At 59.5% G+C, this 16,054-nt stretch carries 18 protein-coding genes; 5 read left to right on the top strand and 13 right to left on the bottom strand.

Going from position 1 to position 16,054, the window contains the following annotated elements; translation table 11 throughout:
* Positions 1-15: 15 nt before the first annotated feature.
* The 12 genes from atpD to EL199_RS06430 are packed head-to-tail and all read right to left on the bottom strand — an operon-like array spanning position 16 to position 10,246.
* Positions 16-1,395 (bottom strand): F0F1 ATP synthase subunit beta, encoded by a 1,380-nt coding sequence (atpD, locus tag EL199_RS06485; protein ID WP_004139885.1) that lies wholly within the window; start codon positions 1,393-1,395, stop codon positions 16-18.
* A gap of 30 nt (positions 1,396-1,425) precedes the next feature.
* Positions 1,426-2,298, bottom strand: coding sequence for a F0F1 ATP synthase subunit gamma (gene atpG / locus EL199_RS06480; protein ID WP_004139882.1), 873 nt, complete (start codon positions 2,296-2,298; stop codon positions 1,426-1,428).
* A gap of 10 nt (positions 2,299-2,308) precedes the next feature.
* A complete protein-coding gene (gene atpA, locus EL199_RS06475; RefSeq protein ID WP_004139880.1) occupies positions 2,309-3,850 on the bottom strand; it encodes a F0F1 ATP synthase subunit alpha in 1,542 nt (513 codons plus the stop codon).
* Between the two features lie 12 nt (positions 3,851-3,862).
* The gene (locus EL199_RS06470; RefSeq protein ID WP_004139878.1) at positions 3,863-4,408 is read right to left on the bottom strand and encodes a F0F1 ATP synthase subunit delta; all 546 of its coding nucleotides are present in this window, start codon (positions 4,406-4,408) and stop codon (positions 3,863-3,865) included.
* A gap of 4 nt (positions 4,409-4,412) precedes the next feature.
* Positions 4,413-4,883, bottom strand: a complete 471-nt coding sequence (locus EL199_RS06465) for a F0F1 ATP synthase subunit B (RefSeq protein ID WP_004139876.1) — start codon at positions 4,881-4,883, stop codon at positions 4,413-4,415.
* Between the two features lie 28 nt (positions 4,884-4,911).
* Positions 4,912-5,187 carry a F0F1 ATP synthase subunit C gene (atpE, locus tag EL199_RS06460; protein WP_004139874.1) on the bottom strand — a complete coding sequence of 92 codons (276 nt, stop codon included), beginning with the start codon at positions 5,185-5,187 and terminating at the stop codon, positions 4,912-4,914.
* Positions 5,188-5,241: 54 nt separating this feature from the next.
* Positions 5,242-6,039: a F0F1 ATP synthase subunit A gene (gene atpB, locus EL199_RS06455; protein WP_004139873.1), complete on the bottom strand. Its 798-nt coding sequence runs from the start codon at positions 6,037-6,039 to the stop codon at positions 5,242-5,244.
* 9 nt (positions 6,040-6,048) lie between these two features.
* Positions 6,049-6,465 carry an ATP synthase subunit I gene (locus tag EL199_RS06450; protein ID WP_232008361.1) on the bottom strand — a complete coding sequence of 139 codons (417 nt, stop codon included), beginning with the start codon at positions 6,463-6,465 and terminating at the stop codon, positions 6,049-6,051.
* A gap of 41 nt (positions 6,466-6,506) precedes the next feature.
* Positions 6,507-7,385, bottom strand: a complete 879-nt coding sequence (locus EL199_RS06445) for a ParB/RepB/Spo0J family partition protein (RefSeq protein ID WP_004139871.1) — start codon at positions 7,383-7,385, stop codon at positions 6,507-6,509.
* Between the two features lie 16 nt (positions 7,386-7,401).
* Positions 7,402-8,169: a ParA family protein gene (locus EL199_RS06440; protein ID WP_004139870.1), complete on the bottom strand. Its 768-nt coding sequence runs from the start codon at positions 8,167-8,169 to the stop codon at positions 7,402-7,404.
* Positions 8,166-8,795 carry a 16S rRNA (guanine(527)-N(7))-methyltransferase RsmG gene (rsmG, locus tag EL199_RS06435; protein WP_004139869.1) on the bottom strand — a complete coding sequence of 210 codons (630 nt, stop codon included), beginning with the start codon at positions 8,793-8,795 and terminating at the stop codon, positions 8,166-8,168. Before rsmG ends, EL199_RS06440 begins: the two co-directional genes overlap by 4 nt.
* On the bottom strand, positions 8,795-10,246 hold the full coding sequence (locus EL199_RS06430; protein WP_004139868.1) for a leucyl aminopeptidase: 1,452 nt from the start codon (positions 10,244-10,246) through the stop codon (positions 8,795-8,797). Before EL199_RS06430 ends, rsmG begins: the two co-directional genes overlap by 1 nt.
* A gap of 95 nt (positions 10,247-10,341) precedes the next feature.
* Here EL199_RS06430 and lptF point away from each other — a divergent pair, with 95 nt between their 5' ends.
* The 5 genes from lptF (at position 10,342) to EL199_RS06405 (ending at position 15,432) form a co-directional block, all read left to right on the top strand.
* Positions 10,342-11,400, top strand: a complete 1,059-nt coding sequence (lptF, locus tag EL199_RS06425; RefSeq protein WP_004139866.1) for an LPS export ABC transporter permease LptF — start codon at positions 10,342-10,344, stop codon at positions 11,398-11,400.
* On the top strand, positions 11,397-12,449 hold the full coding sequence (lptG, locus tag EL199_RS06420) for an LPS export ABC transporter permease LptG (protein ID WP_004139865.1): 1,053 nt from the start codon (positions 11,397-11,399) through the stop codon (positions 12,447-12,449). The genes lptF and lptG overlap by 4 nt, the downstream gene beginning before the upstream one ends.
* Positions 12,450-12,589: 140 nt before the next feature.
* Positions 12,590-12,847: a DNA-directed RNA polymerase subunit omega gene (rpoZ, locus tag EL199_RS06415; RefSeq protein ID WP_004139863.1), complete on the top strand. Its 258-nt coding sequence runs from the start codon at positions 12,590-12,592 to the stop codon at positions 12,845-12,847.
* Between the two features lie 3 nt (positions 12,848-12,850).
* Positions 12,851-15,058 carry a RelA/SpoT family protein gene (locus EL199_RS06410; protein ID WP_004139860.1) on the top strand — a complete coding sequence of 736 codons (2,208 nt, stop codon included), beginning with the start codon at positions 12,851-12,853 and terminating at the stop codon, positions 15,056-15,058.
* Positions 15,055-15,432 (top strand): RidA family protein, encoded by a 378-nt coding sequence (locus tag EL199_RS06405; RefSeq protein ID WP_004139858.1) that lies wholly within the window; start codon positions 15,055-15,057, stop codon positions 15,430-15,432. Before EL199_RS06410 ends, EL199_RS06405 begins: the two co-directional genes overlap by 4 nt.
* 415 nt (positions 15,433-15,847) lie before the next feature.
* Here EL199_RS06405 and EL199_RS06400 read toward each other — a convergent pair whose 3' ends face one another.
* The gene (locus tag EL199_RS06400; RefSeq protein ID WP_004139856.1) at positions 15,848-16,054 is read right to left on the bottom strand and encodes a YgaP family membrane protein; all 207 of its coding nucleotides are present in this window, start codon (positions 16,052-16,054) and stop codon (positions 15,848-15,850) included.

Genomic DNA, 16,054 nt, shown 5'->3' with positions numbered 1-16,054 from the left:
GTGTCCCCTGCGGGTTTATTTGACGGTTTCGGCTTTTGCCAGCACTTCGTCGATGGTGCCGACCATGTAGAAGGCCTGCTCCGGGATGTGGTCGTACTCGCCATCAACGATGCCCTTGAAGCCACGGATGGTTTCTTTGAGCGGCACGTATTTGCCGGGTGAACCAGTAAAGACTTCGGCAACGAAGAAGGGTTGCGAGAGGAAGCGCTGGATTTTACGCGCGCGGTACACCACTTGTTTGTCTTCTTCGGAGAGTTCGTCCATACCGAGGATGGCGATGATGTCGCGCAGTTCTTTGTAGCGCTGCAACACGCCTTGCACGCGGCGCGCGGTTTCGTAGTGTTCATCACCGATAACCAGCGGGTCAAGCTGGCGCGAAGTGGAATCCAGCGGATCAACCGCAGGATAGATGCCAAGCTCGGCAATCTGGCGGGAAAGTACGACGGTGGCATCCAAGTGGGCGAAGGTGGTCGCCGGTGAGGGGTCGGTCAAGTCGTCCGCCGGTACGTACACCGCCTGAATGGAGGTGATGGAGCCGGTTTTGGTTGAAGTGATACGTTCTTGCAGTTTGCCCATTTCTTCGGCGAGTGTCGGCTGGTAGCCCACCGCTGACGGCATCCGCCCCAAGAGCGCCGATACTTCGGTACCGGCCAGGGTATAGCGGTAGATATTGTCAACGAAGAAGAGGACGTCACGGCCTTCGTCACGGAAGTATTCCGCCATGGTGAGACCGGTCAGGGCGACGCGGAAGCGGTTACCCGCCGGTTCGTTCATTTGTCCATAGACCAGCGACACTTTGTCGAGGACGTTGGACTCTTTCATTTCGTAGTAGAAGTCGTTACCTTCGCGCGTCCGTTCGCCAACCCCGGCAAAAACGGAGTAACCGCTGTGCTCAATCGCGATGTTACGGATGAGCTCCATCATGTTGACGGTTTTGCCCACACCGGCACCGCCGAAGAGACCGACTTTACCGCCTTTGGCGAACGGGCAAAGCAAGTCAATAACCTTGATGCCGGTTTCCAACAGTTCGGTGGAGTTCGCCAGCTCGTCGTAAGCGGGGGCTTTGCGGTGAATGCCCCAGTAGGCTTCGGCTTCGATTTTCGGACCGTGATCGATTTCTTTGCCGAGTACGTTCATGATGCGGCCAAGCGTCGCCTTGCCCACCGGCACGGTAATCGGCTCGCCGGTGTTTTTGACTTCCATGCCGCGAACCAAGCCCTCGGAGGAACCCATGGTGATGGTGCGCACAACGCCGTCGCCCAATTGTTGCTGTACTTCAAAGACGGTATCGCCTTGTTCGGCAATCAGCGCGTCATTGATTTTCGGCACTGCGTCTTCGGGGAATTCGATATCGACGACCGCGCCGATGACCTGAACTATTTTACCGGTACTCATCTTTACCTCTTTTTAATTCAATCCGTTCATTCACACGGCTGCAGCGCCGCTGACGATCTCCGTCAGCTCCTGCGTAATCGCGGCCTGACGGGCTTTGTTGTATTGCAATTCGAGCTCGCCAATGAGATTGGCGGCATTGTCCGATGCGTTTTTCATGGCGATCATCCGCGCCGACATTTCGCAGGCGATGTTTTCCGCAACCGCCTGTTTGACCACTGATTCAAGATAGCGCACCGCGAGTTTGTCGAGGATTTGCTCGGCGTCGGGTTCGTAATCGTATGCCCAGGAATATTCCGGTGCGTAGTGATCGTCGCTGATGATGGTCGCAGGTAAGAACTGCATAATCATCGGCTCTTGTGTCATGGTATTGACGAAGCGGTTACCCACGAGATAGACCCGATCCAATTCACCGTTGCGGTAGGCATCAATCATCGCGCTGATACCACCGATGAGGTCGCGCAACGCCGGATTGTCGCCGTAAGCATCAACGGTGGTGATGATATTGCCGTTGATGCGGTTGACGAAGGCGATGCCTTTGCGGCCGAAGACACTAAATTGCAGTTCGCGCTCGTGCTGACACTGTTCTTCAACATGTGCCAGCAGCTTTTTGAACAGGTTTATGTTCAATCCACCGCACAGGCCGCGGTCGGTGCTGACGACGATATAGCCGACTTTCTTCACCGGCTTGTCGCTCTCGCTAAAAAACGGATGCGCTACTTCACCGTGTGCCTTGAGCAAGTGGGCAATGACGCGCAGGATGTTTTCCACATAGGGTCGCCCTTCTTGCATGGCATCTTGCGAGCGCCGCATTTTGGAAGCCGCCACCATCTGCATGGCTTTGGTGATTTTTTGCGTGCTTTTGATGCTTTTTATCTGCGAGCGTATGTCTTTGGCATTAGACATGGCGGATTCCTCACCAAGCGCCTTTGTCTTTGAAGGCGGTCAGGGCGGCGGTGAATCCTTGTTGAACTTCGTCGTCATAGGCGCCACGTTCGTTCACTTTGTCCAACAGTTCTTGATGGTCGCTATGCATGTATTGCATCAACGCATGTTCGTAAGCCTGGATTTTTTCGACCGGAATTTCATCGAGATAACCATTTTCTGCGGCAAAGAGTGAAACGGCCATTTCCGCGACGCTCATCGGCGCAAATTGACGCTGCTTCATCAGTTCCGTCACGCGCTGACCGCGCTCCAACTGTTTGCGTGTGGCTTCGTCAAGGTCAGAAGCGAACTGGGCAAATGCCGCTAGCTCACGATATTGCGCAAGTGCGAGACGCACGCCGCCACCGAGTTTTTTGATAACTTTGGTTTGTGCCGCACCACCGACGCGCGAAACAGAGAGACCGGCGTTGATTGCCGGGCGGATACCCGCGTTAAAGAGGTCGGTTTCAAGGAAGATCTGACCGTCGGTGATGGAGATAACGTTGGTCGGAACGAATGCGGAAACGTCGCCCGCTTGGGTTTCGATAATCGGCAGCGCGGTGAGCGAGCCGGTTTTGCCCTTGACCGCACCTTTGGTGAGGCGCTCTACTTCGTCCGCATTGATGCGGGAAGCGCGTTCCAGCAAACGGGAGTGCAGGTAGAAGACGTCGCCTGGATAGGCTTCACGACCCGGCGGACGTTTCAGCAGCAGCGAGACTTGGCGGTAAGCCCACGCCTGTTTGGTGAGATCGTCATAGACGATGAGCGCGTCTTCACCGCGGTCGCGGAAGTATTCGCCCATGGCACAACCGGCGTAGGGCGCAATGTATTGCATCGCCGCAGAATCGGAAGCGGTTGCGGCAACGATAATGGTGTGCTTGAGGGCGTCATGCTCTTCCAGTTTACGCACGACGGCGGCGATGGAGGAGGCCTTCTGTCCGATGGCGACGTAGATGCATTTCACCCCGGTATCGCGCTGGTTAATGATGGCATCCACCGCAATGGCAGTTTTTCCGGTTTGACGGTCGCCGATAATCAGCTCACGCTGACCGCGACCAATCGGCACCATCGAATCGATGGATTTAAGGCCGGTTTGCAGCGGTTGGTCAACGGATTGGCGTTCGATAACGCCGGGCGCGATTTTTTCGATGGGCGAGCTTTCACTGGTTTTGATGTCGCCCTTGCCGTCAATGGGCTGTCCGAGGGCATTGACAACACGACCCAGCAATTCGCGCCCGACCGGCACTTCGAGGATGCGTCCGGTACAGGTGACTTTGTCGCCTTCAGAGAGGTGGTCATATTCGCCGAGGATAACGACGCCCACGCTATCGCGTTCCAGGTTGAGCGCAAGGCCGTAAACGCCGCCGGGGAAGGCAATCATTTCCCCAAGCATCGCCTGCCGCAATCCCTGGACGCGGGCGACACCGTCATAAAGGCTGATAATCGTGCCTTCGGCTTTGCTTTCGACTTTGTTGTCGTAGTCGGCTATTTTTTCTTGGATAAAGCCGCTGATTTCAGCAGGATTGAGTTGCATGATTCGTTTCCCTTAGTCATCGAGTTTCTGGGCGAATTCGGCGATTCTGCCCTTCAGCGTCTGGTCAATGACCAGCCCGTCGTATTCCAGCACCACTCCGGCAAGCAATGCAGGGTCTTCATGGATTTCCAGCACGACTTCGCGTCCGGTTTTTTTCTGCATCAGGCTGCGCAGCAGCGCTTCGTCGTCAGACGAAAGTGGCTTGGCGCTCGTTACGCGCACCATACAGGTATCGCTTTGCGCGTAAAGCAGCTCGTCATAGACGTCGGCGATTTCCGGCAATACTGCGATACGGTCGTGTTCTTCCAGAAGGCGCAGCAAGTTGTGTTCTTCGCCGCTGATGCCCTGCTTGCGCTGTTTTTTCAGCAGCTGTTCCAGCCAGTTTTGCAGTTGTGCCAAGAAGCCTGGCAGCGCGAGGTGTTCCGGGACTTCCGACGCCTGCATGACCGCTTTGGCGGTATGCAGGAACTGCTGCCAGTGTTGCTGCGCCTTGCCATCTGTCGCATTGGCGAGAATGGCTCTGGCATAGGGACGGGCGATGGTTTTTGACTCGGCCATGGTTTTATAGTTTCTCGCTCAGTTCGTTCAGCAGGCGTTTGTGGTCATCGGCCTTGACTTCGCGGCCAATGACTTTTTCCGCGCCCTGAACGACCAGATCCGCGATCTGGCTGCGCAGGGTTTCGCGCGCTTTGCGTTTTTCCTGCTCGAAGTTGTCGCGTACCGCGGCAATTTCACGTTCACCGGCGGTTTTCGCCTCGCTACGCGCATCCACGACCAATTGTTCGGCCTGTTTTTGCGCACGACCGACGATTTCAGTCGCCTGTGTTTTCGCTTGCGCGATGAGGCGGGCGGATTCTTCCTGGGCGTCAGCGATGCTGTGCTTGGCTTTATCTGCCATGCTCAGCCCTTCGGCAATTTTCTGGCGGCGCGCTTCTGCCACTTTGGAGAAGAGCGGCCAGATGTATTTGTGGGTAAACCACCACAGGACGAGAAATGTTCCGATCTGGCCAATCAGCGTCAGATTGAGATTCATAGTGACACCTTCCGGCGGGTCGCCGTGCTTAGCCGTTCAGCGCCCCCAAGAGCGGGTTACCAAAGACAAGGATGAGGGCAACGACCACGCCGATCATCGCAACGGCGTCCAACAGGCCCGCGATGATGAAGAATTTGCCTTGCAGCGGGTTCATCATTTCCGGCTGGCGGGCGCTGCTTTCAATGTATTTGCCGCCAAGTATGCCAAAACCGAGCGCGGTGCCCAGCGCGGCAAGACTGAGGATGATCGCGGCTGCGATTGCGGTAGAGCCTTGCAGTTGGGCAATGGCTGCGATTTTTTCCATGGGAACCTCCAAAGTTAATTAAGCAACGGAAAAAGCGGAAAGAAAACGGGAAAGTCAGTGGTGCGGCTCGGTCATCGAGAGATAGACGACGGAAAGCACCATGGCGATGTACGCCTGAAGTGAGACGATCAGAATGTGGAAGATAGCCCAGACGCCACCGGGGACGAACTGGATGAACCACGGCAGGAAAGCAATCAGGATGAAGACGAGCTCACCGGCGAACAGGTTGCCGAATAGCCGCAACGAGAGCGAAATCATTTTGGCGAAGTCTTCAACGATTTTCAGGGCAAGGTTGATGGGATAAAGCAACAGTTTGCCAGCGAGGCTGTTCGCCTCAAAGGGATGCCCGCCCAGCGCCTTGACGAAACCGAAGGAGCCGTGATTTTTGAAGAGGTAGATGTAGGTCAGAACGACGACGGTGATGGAAAGCGCAAAGGTGGCGTTAGCGTCTGTAGAAGGGACGATTTTCAGATGGTGGATACCGAACTGGGCAGCGACGCCGGGGAGGAAATCCACCGGAACCATGTCCATGACGTTCCAGAGCAGTACCCAGCAGAAGATGGTGAAGGCGAGCGAGCCTATGTCGGCGCGCGAGGTGCCGAAGAAGTCTTTGACGACGCCATCGACGAAGTCAAAGATCATTTCGGCGACGTTGACCGCGAACGCCGGTGGTTCGTTGTTTTCGAGGTGTTGCAGGGCGCGCTGTCCCATTTTGCGCATCCACCAGCAAAACAGTCCGCCAAGCAGGATGGAGAAGAACAGGGTATCGATATGCAGGGACCAGAAGCCTTCGCCAACGCTGAGGTTGGTCATGTGATGGCTGATGATTTCTGCTGCGCTTTGTTCTGCCATACGTTCCTCTTAGTGTTTCAAGATTGCCCAGAAATAGGCGCTGTAAGTTACCGCGAAGCCAGTCAGGATAGCGATCGCTTGTCCGTGCTGGACCAGCCATGCCCCCAGAATGACCACTATCAGCCATTTTAGTGTTTCGGCGAGCAGTACCGCGCGGACGAACTGTCTGGCCGGTAATACTTGCGGTAATCGCCTGAATATCAGTAATGCCGCCACCGTGGTCAGCAGGCAAAGCAATCCGCCAATCAGGACGGAGAGACTGGCGTGTCGCCACGGGCTTACCAGTACGCAAAGCATCAGAATCATCAGGATAACGCTTTGTGTTTTCAGCAGATATTTCAGGGTTGCCTTCATCAGTGGTGCGCGGATTATAAGAGCTATGCCGGAGAGGGTCAATAAAAATCCATCTTCCGGTAATTTCGCCAAAATTGTCGTTTCTTTTGGTGAATTTGGCCGTGACGCCGCGTTTATTCGGCGGCGTCAAAGCCCCATTTGGCGAGGATGCCGTCCAGTTCGTCGAGGCTGTTGTATTTGAGTACCACCCTGCCCCGCCCTTTGCCGTTGTCGCGGATGGCGACGGGGTAGCCGAGGTAGTTGCCGAGGCGCTCTTCCAGCGCGTAGATATTGACGTCGCGCGGTTTGGGTAACGGCGGCAGGTCGGGCGTGGTTTGCAGTTGTTTTACCCGCGCCTCGATTTGGCGCACGCTGTATTTGCGCGCTAGTGTTTCGGCGAGCAGCATTTTTTGTTGGCTTTCGCTCAAGGTCAGCATGGCGCGCGCGTGCCCCATTTCGATTTCACCGCTGTAGAGCGCGTCTTTCACCGGCTGGCTCAGTTCGAGCAGGCGCAGGATGTTGGTGACAGACGAGCGCGAGCGGCCGACGAGTTGTGCTGCTTTTTCGTGGGTGAGGTTGAAGTCTTGTACCAGTTGTTGCAGGGCGCTGGCGATTTCGAGGATGTTAAGGTCGCTACGTTGCAGGTTTTCGATGAGGGCGACGGCGAGCGCCTGCTGGTCGTTGTAATTTTTGACGACACAGGGGATTTTCGTCAGCCCCGCAATTTGGCTGGCGCGGAAGCGGCGTTCGCCGGCGATGATTTCGTATTGACCGTCGGCAATCGGGCGGACGACCAGTGGTTGCAGGATGCCGTGTTCGGCGATGGACTGCGCCAGCTCTTGCAGGGTGTCGTCGTGGAAGACTTTGCGTGGCTGGTAGATGCCGGGGCGGATTTTTGCGGCGTCAATTTGTTTGAGCGCTTCAAATTCGGGTTGGGCGATGACGTCGCGCGCCGCTTCGCCGAGCAGGGACTCGAAGCCGCGTCCGAGGCCGCCGCGTTTGGTTTTCAGCATGTTGGTCTCTCCTTGTTTATTGCCCCAGTCGCTGTTTCAGCTCTGCGGCGATTTCGCGGTAGGCGACAGCGCCTTTGGCGGTGCTGTCGTACTGGACGATGGGCAGGCCGTAGCTCGGCGCTTCGGCGAGGCGGACGTTGCGCGGCACGACGGTGGTGAACAGCATCCCTTTTAGATAGGCTTCCAGGCTGTCCGAGACTTCGCGGGTGAGGCGCGAGCGGTTGTCGAACATGGTGCGGATGAAGCCGGCGACGCGCAGGTCGGGATTTACCGTCTGGCGCAGTTGGCCGACGGTATCGAGCAGGGCGCTGACGCCTTCGAGGGCGAAGTATTCGCACTGGATCGGCACGAGGACGTAGTTGGCGGCAACCAGCGCATTAACGGTAAGCAGGTTGAGCGTTGGCGGACAGTCAATCAGCACCCAGTCGAAGCGCTCCGCCCAGCCGTGGATGTGTCTTTTCAGGAGCGCGTGGCGCATATTTTCCTGAAAGAGTGCTTCGTCCGAGCCGGTGAGGTCGGCATTGGCGGGCATCAGCCAGATGTGCGAGTTTTCGCAATAGATACAGGTATCTTCAACGCTGCGCGTACCGAGCATGACGTCCATCACGCCGTGTTCGACGCTACGCCGCTCCACCCCGCAGGCGACGGTCGCATTTGCTTGCGGGTCCATGTCTATCAGCAGCACGTCGGCACCGCTTTCTGCAAGGACGGCGGCGAGGCTGACGGCGGTGGTGGTTTTGCCGACGCCGCCTTTCTGGTTGGTGATGGCGATGATGTGGCTCATGCGCGCTCCCGGCGGATGTCCAGCAGGGTGCGTTCGCCATCCAGCAGCGGCACGGTGAGCGGATAAACCGCATGGATGGCGAAACCAGGGACGGTCAGCATCTCCGCCTCGCGTCCTTTCATCAGCAACCAACGGCTGTTGGCGTCGCCCAAATGAGCGGTCAAGGCAATAAAGCGGTCGGCGGCAGCAAGCGCGCGGCTGATGATGACCGCTTGTGGCGGCGCCTGCCAGTCTTCCACCCGCTGCGCTACGACTTGCACGTTGGCGAGCGCCAACACGCGCACCGCTTCGCGGATGAACGCTGCTTTTTTGCCGTTGCTTTCCAGCGCGGTGACTGCCAGTTGCGAGCGCATGATAGCGAGCATCAGCGCGGGCAACCCGGCACCGCTGCCGATGTCGGCGAGCGTCGCCGCGTCTTCTATATAAGGCAGCACGGCGAGGCAATCGAGGACATGGCGCGATACCTGTTCTTCCACGTCGCGCACGGCGGTGAGGTTATGCACCTGATTCCATTTGTTGAGCAGGTCGAGATAGCGGGCGAACTGCGCCCGCTGCGCCGCATCAACGGCGAACGGCAGCGCATCCAGCCCGCGCTCCAGTTTTTCCTGCGCCCCGGCTGGCAGCATCAAGCCACCTGCGCGCGGAAGTATTCGAGCAACAGCCCGACCGGCCGCCCGGTGCCGCCCTTCGGCCCGCTGCTTTTGAAGGCGCTGCCGGCGATATCCAGATGCGCCCAGGGGTAATCGACAAATTCCGAGAGGTAAGCGGCGGCGGTCACTGCGCCCGCATCGCGCACGCCGGAGATATTGGGGATGTCAGCGAACGGACTGCGCAGCATCTCGCGATATTCCGGATCAAGCGGCATGCGCCAGGCGGGGTCGCGTGCCGCTTCCCCAGCACGCAGCAGGGCATCGGCGAGCGCGTCGTCATTGCTAAACAGACCACTGCGCACACCGCCAAGGGCGACGACAATCGCCCCGGTCAGCGTCGCCATGTCAATCACCGCCTGCGGCTGATAGCGCGTCGCGTAAGTGAGCGCGTCGCAGAGGATGAGACGGCCTTCGGCGTCGGTGTTCAGCACCTCGACCGTCTTGCCGGACATCGTTTTCAGAATATCGCCGGGGCGGATGGCGTTGCCGTCCGGCATGTTTTCGACCGAGGCGACCAGGCCGACCACATACAGCGGCAGTTCCGCTTCGCACAGCGCTTTCACCGCGCCGAACACCGCCGCCGCGCCGCCCATGTCGCCCTTCATCTCATCCATCGCGCCCGCGGGCTTGATGGAAATGCCGCCGGTGTCGAAGGTAACGCCCTTGCCGACCAGCACCAGCGGTTTGGCGTTCTGCGCGTTTTCCGGGCGGTACTCAAAAATAATGAAGCGCGGCTCATTGACGCTCCCCTGCGCCACGCCAAGCAACGCGCCCATGCCGAGCGCTTCGATATCCTTCTTCTTCAACACCTTGACGGTAAGCGCATCATAATCCTTGGCCATCGCTTTCGCCTGCTCGCCGAGCCAGGCGGGCACGCAAACATTCGGCGGCGTATTGACCAAATCGCGGGTGAAATAACTGCCCGCCGCCCAGGCGCGGGACAAATCGAGCGCGACCTGCGCTGCCTTCTTCTCCGCCTTGTCGCAGACGAAAATCCATTCATGCTTGCGCGCTTTGCCCGCGTTACTCTTGAAAGCGTCAAAGCGGTAGGCGTCATGCGCGGCGGCGCGCGCCATCAGCGCAATACTGCCCGCGCCCGCACCAAGCAACAGCGCGACCTTCGCCCAACCGGACTCGTCCGCCAACTGCTGCACCGCGGCCGTTGCCCGCTCCAGCGCACGCTCGCTGCCGTCATGACGCACCACGGCGACACGGCGCGCGGCAATGCCCGGCACATCCACAAACAGACGCAGCGTACCGTTGCCGGGCGGCAAATTGCCCTTTTCCGCCTGTTGCGCAAAAAAACCGTCCGCCGCCGCATCCAAAACAGCGAGCGCGGGCGAAAAACTGCCATCGGCGGCAAGCGATACCGCGACCACATCGGCGGCGACTTCAGCGGGCGAACAAGCCTTCAAAGAAAATTTCATAAACCACACTCCAATCAGTTAAGCTGCGCCCTCATAAATCAAACAGAAACAGGCGCTGACAAAGCGCGATAGCATAGCACAAACTCACCCCGACCATGCCCATCCTCTACCGCTACCTGATACGCGAAACCCTCGCCGTCTTCCTCGCTACCAACCTGATATTGCTAGCAATCCTCCTGAGTTTCCGCCTCTCCACCCTGCTCGCCGCCGCCGCTGCCGGCAACATGGCGCTCTCTGCCGTATGGATGCTCATCGGCCTGCAAGCAGTGCGCTTCCTCGTCATCCTGATGCCGCTCGCCTTCGTCCTCGCCGCCGTCATGACCCTCGGTCGCCTCTACCGCGACCACGAAATCAGCGCCGCGCTCGCCTGCGGCATCGCCCCGCGCCACCAGACCCGCGCCCTGCTCGCCTGCGCCATCCCCATCGGCCTGCTCTTGCTCACGCTCAGCATGAGCGTGCTGCCGCGCGTCTATCGCGGCCAGGAAGCGCTGCGCCAACAGGCACAACAAGAAGCGGGCATGATCCTCTTTACCCCCAACACCTACCGCCGCCTGGACGACGGCACCATCGTCCACACCGGATCCATCGAAGGCGGCCAACTGCGCGACTTCTTCATCGCCCGCGACGAACCCGACGGCGGCCACAGCCTCATCCTCGCCGCAAACGGCGAAATGCAGGGCGACGAACAACAGCGCCACCTGCTGCTGCACGACGGCCGCCGCCTCGCCTGGAACGCCGACCACGACCCGGCGCACACCACCCTCTTCACCTACCAACACGCCGACCTGCGCCTGCCCGGCGCCAACACCCTCGCCGCCAGCAGCGACAACCGCCTGCGCAACCTCCCTACCAGCGAACTCGGCACCAGCCCCGAACACCTCAGCGAATGGCAAAGCCGCAGCAACCCCGCCGTTGCGCTGTTCATCTACGCCCTCGCCCTGCCCTTGCTCGCGCGCAGCCAGCCGCGCCAGGGACGCTACCAAAAAATCGTCCCCGCCTTCATCGCCTTCGCCCTCTACATCAACCTGCTCGACCTCATCACCATCGCCATCCGCAAACAACAAATCCCGCCGCTGCCCGGCAGCTACTGGCTGCACGGCGCCGTACTCGCCCTCATCCTCATCTGCTGGCAACGCAGCCGGGGGCGCGCATGACCCGCTTTGACCGCTACCTGCTGCGCACCATCCTCGCCACCAGCCTCATCGCGCTCGCCTTCCTCCTCGCCGTTGATTACATCGTACAAATCTCCGTCGATGCCGACGACCTCGGCCAGGGCAACTACACCCTCGCCATCCTCCTCCTGCAACTCCTCCTCGTCCTGCCAGAAAAACTGCTGCTCTACACCCCCGCTGCCGTCCTCATCGGCACCATCATGGGACTCGGCCAACTCGCCGCTCAGAACGAAATCGCCGTCGTCCGCGCCGCCGGCATCTCGCGCCTGCGCCTTGCCCGTGCCGGCATCGCCTTCGCGCTCATCGTCGGCGTGCTGAACATCGTGAACGGCGAAACCCTCGCCCCCCAACTCGCCGACCGCAGCCGCCTGCTGCGCAACCAGGCGCTCGGCCAAAGCAGCGACCCCGGCCGCGAACAAGGCATCTGGCTCAAACAACAAAACACCCACATCCACATCGGCGCGCTCAACCCGGACGGCAGCCTTGCCCGCATCCGCAGCTATTACAGCGACGCCGACAGCATCACCATCAGCGAAGCCGACCGCGCCACCTGGCAGGCGCCCGACTGGCAACTGGAAAACCCGCGCGCCTGGCGCACCCGCGCCGACAAAACCGAACGCCTGACCGCGCCGGAGAGCTGGCAAAACGGCGCAACTCCGCAGGCGCTGCACGCCCTCTCCGCCGTCAAATCCGCCGAAACCCTGCGTGAACTCTACACCCTGACCCGCTTCATGGCGGCCAACGGCCTCAACCACCAACAACAAAGCCTCAAACTCTGGCAACGCCTGCTCACCCCGCTCACCACCGCAGCGATGGTCCTGCTCGCCCTACCCTTCACCTTCGGCAACGCGCGCAGCGGCCAACAAGGCACGCGCCTCGTCACCGGCATCCTGCTCGGCGTCGCCTACTACGTCATAAGCGGCGTCATCGCCAACCTTGCCCTGCTGTTGCACTGGCCGCCACTGCTCGGCGCGGCACTCCCCATCCTCATCTTCACCCTTCCGCCGCTGATACTGCTCATGCGGCAATAAAAGCGCCGCCGCATCAAACAAAGCGCGACGCAAAACACCCGCCGACATAACACAAACGAAGCCCGCAACCACGGGAACATTTGCTAAAATGCCCGCTTATCCCCTTCCCTTAAACCGAACCAAATCATCACGGAGAACACATGGCCCGCATTACCATCGAAGACTGCCTTAAAGACGAAAACAACCGCTTCCGCCTCGTCCTCGCCGCCTCCAAGCGCGCACGACAAATCGCCGACGGCCACCAGCCGCTGGTACTGCCCGAAAACGACAAAACCACCGTCATCGCCCTGCGCGAAATCGCCGAAGACAAAACCACCATTTCCGGCCTGCTGAACGACAAAATCCCGGTACTGGTCGTTGAACCGGAAATAGAAGACCCTGAAATCATGACGGAATAACCCATGCACCCCGCGCCGCTTGCCCTCGAATACCAACCCTTCGCCGTCTTCAGCGGCGCCAACACCCTGCAAGCGGCGTACAACGAACTCGCCGACGAACTCAAAAAATACCTCGACCCGGAAGACCAGGAAAAAGTGCTGCGCTGCGCCATCTACGGCGCGGCAGCGCACGAAGGACAGCAGCGCCAATCCGGCGAACCCTACTTCGTCCACCCCATCGCCGTCTGCCGCATCCTCGCCCGCCAGCGCTTTGACCTGCCCGTATTACAAGCGGGACTCCTGCACGACGTCCTCGAAGACACCATCCTGAAAAAAACCGACATGGCGGCGGAATTTGGCGAAGAAGTCACCCGCCTCGTTGATGGCGTCAGCAAGCTCGACCGCCTCAAACAAAAAGCGCCGCAGGCGGCGGTCGCCGACAGTTTCCGCAAGATGTTCCTTGCGACCGCCGACGACCCGCGCGTCCTTATCATCAAACTGGCCGACCGCCTGCACAATATGCAGACCCTTGGTGCGCTGCGCCGCGACAAACAGCGCCGCATCGCCCTGGAAACGCTGGACGTGTACGCGCCCATCGCCAGCCGCCTCGGCCTCTTTTACTTCAGCATCCAGCTGCAAGACCTCGCCTTTTCCTACCTTTATCCCTGGCGCTACGCCGTCCTGCGCAAGCGCTATCTGGAGCGCTTCGCCCGCAACGAAACCCTTGACCGCGTCCGCGCCGCACTACAACCGCGCCTGCAAACGCTCGGCATCAAAGCCTCCATCAACAAACGCCAGCGCCACCTCTGGGGCGTCTATCAACGCATGGAGCGCAAAGAAAGCTTCGAAGAAGCCATCCGCACCGTCCCCATCCGCATCATCACCGACAACGAAGACAACTGCTACCGCGTCCTCGGCAGCCTGCACAGCCTCTACCGCCCCATCCACGGCAAATTTGAAGACTACATCGCCGCCCCGAAGAGCAACGGCTACCGCTCGCTGCACACCAGCGTCCTCATGCCCGGCGGCATCGTCCTCAACGTACAAATCCGCACGCGCGACATGCACACACTCGCCGAAGCGGGCATCATCTCCGTCTGGCACCAATACGCCAAACAGCGCGCCGTGCAAATCGAGGCGAGCAGCATCGAAGCCGAAAAAACCCTGCGCGAATGGCTGTCGCGCCTGAAAGAAGTGCAGAACTACACCGACGACCCGCTCCAGTTCTACGACACCATCAAAAAAGAAATCGTCTCCGGCGACATGCACGTTTACACGCCGAAAGGCGAAGTCATCGACCTGCCGCGCCACGCGACGCCGGTCGATTACGCCTACGCCATCCACACCAAAATCGGCAACCACTGCATCGGCGCCAAAGTCAACGGCCACGCCTACCCCATCTACAAACCGCTGGAAATGGCGCAAACCGTCGAAATCATCACCAGCGAAGACGCGCACCCGCACGCCGGCTGGCTACAATTCGTCGTCACCGCCAAAGCGCGCGGCGCCATCAACAAATACCTCAAAGAACTCGCCCGCAGCGACGCCCAGGCACTTGGCCAACGCCTGCTCGGCAACGCCCTGCGCCGTCACGGACACACCCTGGACAGCGTCGGCAAAACACGCTGGCAACACTACCTGCAAGAAAGCGCGCTCACCCGCGAAAGCCTCCTGACCCAAATCGGCCAGGGACTGCGCCAGGCGGCACTCGTCGCCACCGCCCTGCTGGAAGGCCACGGCGAAACCATCCCCGCCGCCCAGGACGACGACACCACCCGCCAACTCGAAGTACACAGCGCCTTTGAAAGCGGCATCAGCCTCGCCCAATGCTGCTACCCGCTGCCGCAAGAACCCATCATCGGACAAATCGTGCCGGGCATCGGCATCCACATCCACCGCCAAGAATGCCCGCTGCGCGGCATCGACGGCAACGAAGAATGGATCAGCGCCACTTGGGCGCAAGAACGCAAAGGCCTCTTTCCGGCGGCGCTGGAAATCGAAGCCTACGAACACCCGCGCCTGCTCGCCGACGTCTCCAGCCACATCGCCGACGCCGACGCCAACATCACCGACTTCCAGATGAACCACGCCGCGCACGACCTTCACCGGCGAATCCTCACCGTATGGGTTGAAGTGCGCGACCGCGAACACCTGGCGCAACTCACCCGGCGGTTGCGCCTGCTGGAAGACACCATCCAAATCCGCCGGGTAGAAAGGAGCCAAAATCCATGAGTAAACAAGTCATCCATTCAGACAAAGCCCCCGCCGCCATCGGCCCGTACTCACAAGCCGTGCGCACCGGCAACCTCGTCTTCCTCTCCGGCCAAATCCCGCTTAACCCCGAAACCATGGAAATCGAACACGACTTCCCGGCACAAGTCGAGCGCGTCTTCACCAACCTGCTCGCCGTCTGCCAGGCTGCCGGTGGCGACTTCAGCAACATCGTCAAACTCAACATCTTCCTCACCGACATGGAGCGCTTCGCCGAAGTAAACGAAATCATGAAACGCTACTTCACCGCGCCCTTCCCGGCACGCGCCGCGATAGCCGTACGCGCCCTGCCGCGTGACGTGCAGATCGAAATCGAAGGCGTGATGGCACTCTAAACCTGCCAACACCACAACCACTCGCGCGGGCCAGTCCCGCGCGAATGCTATCTGGTCGCCTTAACCCGCATGACCCTCACCTTCCCGCCACGCCGCCGCCCTGCCCTGCTCGCCCTTAGGGGCTGTTTGCAATTTGAGTCCCCCTCCCCCGCGGAGCGGGGGTGTGAAAAATCGCGTAGCGACGGCATTATTCAAAACGAGGTAATCCTAAAACGTATGTTGTCATGCGAAGTTTGTTTATCCCTGCCCTCACCCCAACCCCTCTCTCTTGCTGCGCAAGCAATACTTGTCGCTACGCAAGCTGTTCCAGTCCCACTGGGAGAGGGGCTTATCCGCTGAAATGCAAACAGCCCCAGCGACGAGCGGACAAAAAAATCACCACAGGGCGTGCTGTGGTGACGAAAGGACGACGTCCTTATTCATCTCGGGATTTGAGCGGGCAAGTATTGATGCCAAACAACGCATACAGCGGGCAGAAGCGCACAAATGCGGTTGCCAGCGGGATGATACCCAGCCAGCCCCACCAGCCGATAATGCCCAAGAGGGCAAGCACGATCAGCAATGCCCCTACGCCGATGCGTATCCCTTTATCGAGACCGCCAATATTGGTTTGAAATTTCAT

Origin of the sequence: Cardiobacterium hominis, from assembly GCF_900637305.1 — a bacterium.
GTDB lineage: Bacteria > Pseudomonadota > Gammaproteobacteria > Cardiobacteriales > Cardiobacteriaceae > Cardiobacterium > Cardiobacterium hominis.
This window is presented reverse-complemented; position numbering and strand designations above follow the sequence as displayed.

Excerpts from the sequence above, each read along its gene's own strand:
- atpD (WP_004139885.1), bottom strand. The coding sequence starts at position 1,395 with ATGAGTACCGGTAAAATAGTTCAGGTCATCGGCGCGGTCGTCGATATC.
- atpG (WP_004139882.1), bottom strand. The coding sequence starts at position 2,298 with ATGTCTAATGCCAAAGACATACGCTCGCAGATAAAAAGCATCAAAAGC.
- atpA (WP_004139880.1), bottom strand. The coding sequence starts at position 3,850 with ATGCAACTCAATCCTGCTGAAATCAGCGGCTTTATCCAAGAAAAAATA.
- EL199_RS06470 (WP_004139878.1), bottom strand. The coding sequence starts at position 4,408 with ATGGCCGAGTCAAAAACCATCGCCCGTCCCTATGCCAGAGCCATTCTC.
- EL199_RS06465 (WP_004139876.1), bottom strand. The coding sequence starts at position 4,883 with ATGAATCTCAATCTGACGCTGATTGGCCAGATCGGAACATTTCTCGTC.
- atpE (WP_004139874.1), bottom strand. The coding sequence starts at position 5,187 with ATGGAAAAAATCGCAGCCATTGCCCAACTGCAAGGCTCTACCGCAATC.
- atpB (WP_004139873.1), bottom strand. The coding sequence starts at position 6,039 with ATGGCAGAACAAAGCGCAGCAGAAATCATCAGCCATCACATGACCAAC.
- EL199_RS06445 (WP_004139871.1), bottom strand. The coding sequence starts at position 7,385 with ATGCTGAAAACCAAACGCGGCGGCCTCGGACGCGGCTTCGAGTCCCTG.
- EL199_RS06440 (WP_004139870.1), bottom strand. The coding sequence starts at position 8,169 with ATGAGCCACATCATCGCCATCACCAACCAGAAAGGCGGCGTCGGCAAA.
- rsmG (WP_004139869.1), bottom strand. The coding sequence starts at position 8,795 with ATGCTGCCAGCCGGGGCGCAGGAAAAACTGGAGCGCGGGCTGGATGCG.
- EL199_RS06430 (WP_004139868.1), bottom strand. The coding sequence starts at position 10,246 with ATGAAATTTTCTTTGAAGGCTTGTTCGCCCGCTGAAGTCGCCGCCGAT.
- lptF (WP_004139866.1), top strand. The coding sequence starts at position 10,342 with ATGCCCATCCTCTACCGCTACCTGATACGCGAAACCCTCGCCGTCTTC.
- lptG (WP_004139865.1), top strand. The coding sequence starts at position 11,397 with ATGACCCGCTTTGACCGCTACCTGCTGCGCACCATCCTCGCCACCAGC.
- rpoZ (WP_004139863.1), top strand. The coding sequence starts at position 12,590 with ATGGCCCGCATTACCATCGAAGACTGCCTTAAAGACGAAAACAACCGC.
- EL199_RS06410 (WP_004139860.1), top strand. The coding sequence starts at position 12,851 with ATGCACCCCGCGCCGCTTGCCCTCGAATACCAACCCTTCGCCGTCTTC.
- EL199_RS06405 (WP_004139858.1), top strand. The coding sequence starts at position 15,055 with ATGAGTAAACAAGTCATCCATTCAGACAAAGCCCCCGCCGCCATCGGC.
- EL199_RS06400 (WP_004139856.1), bottom strand. The coding sequence starts at position 16,054 with ATGAAATTTCAAACCAATATTGGCGGTCTCGATAAAGGGATACGCATC.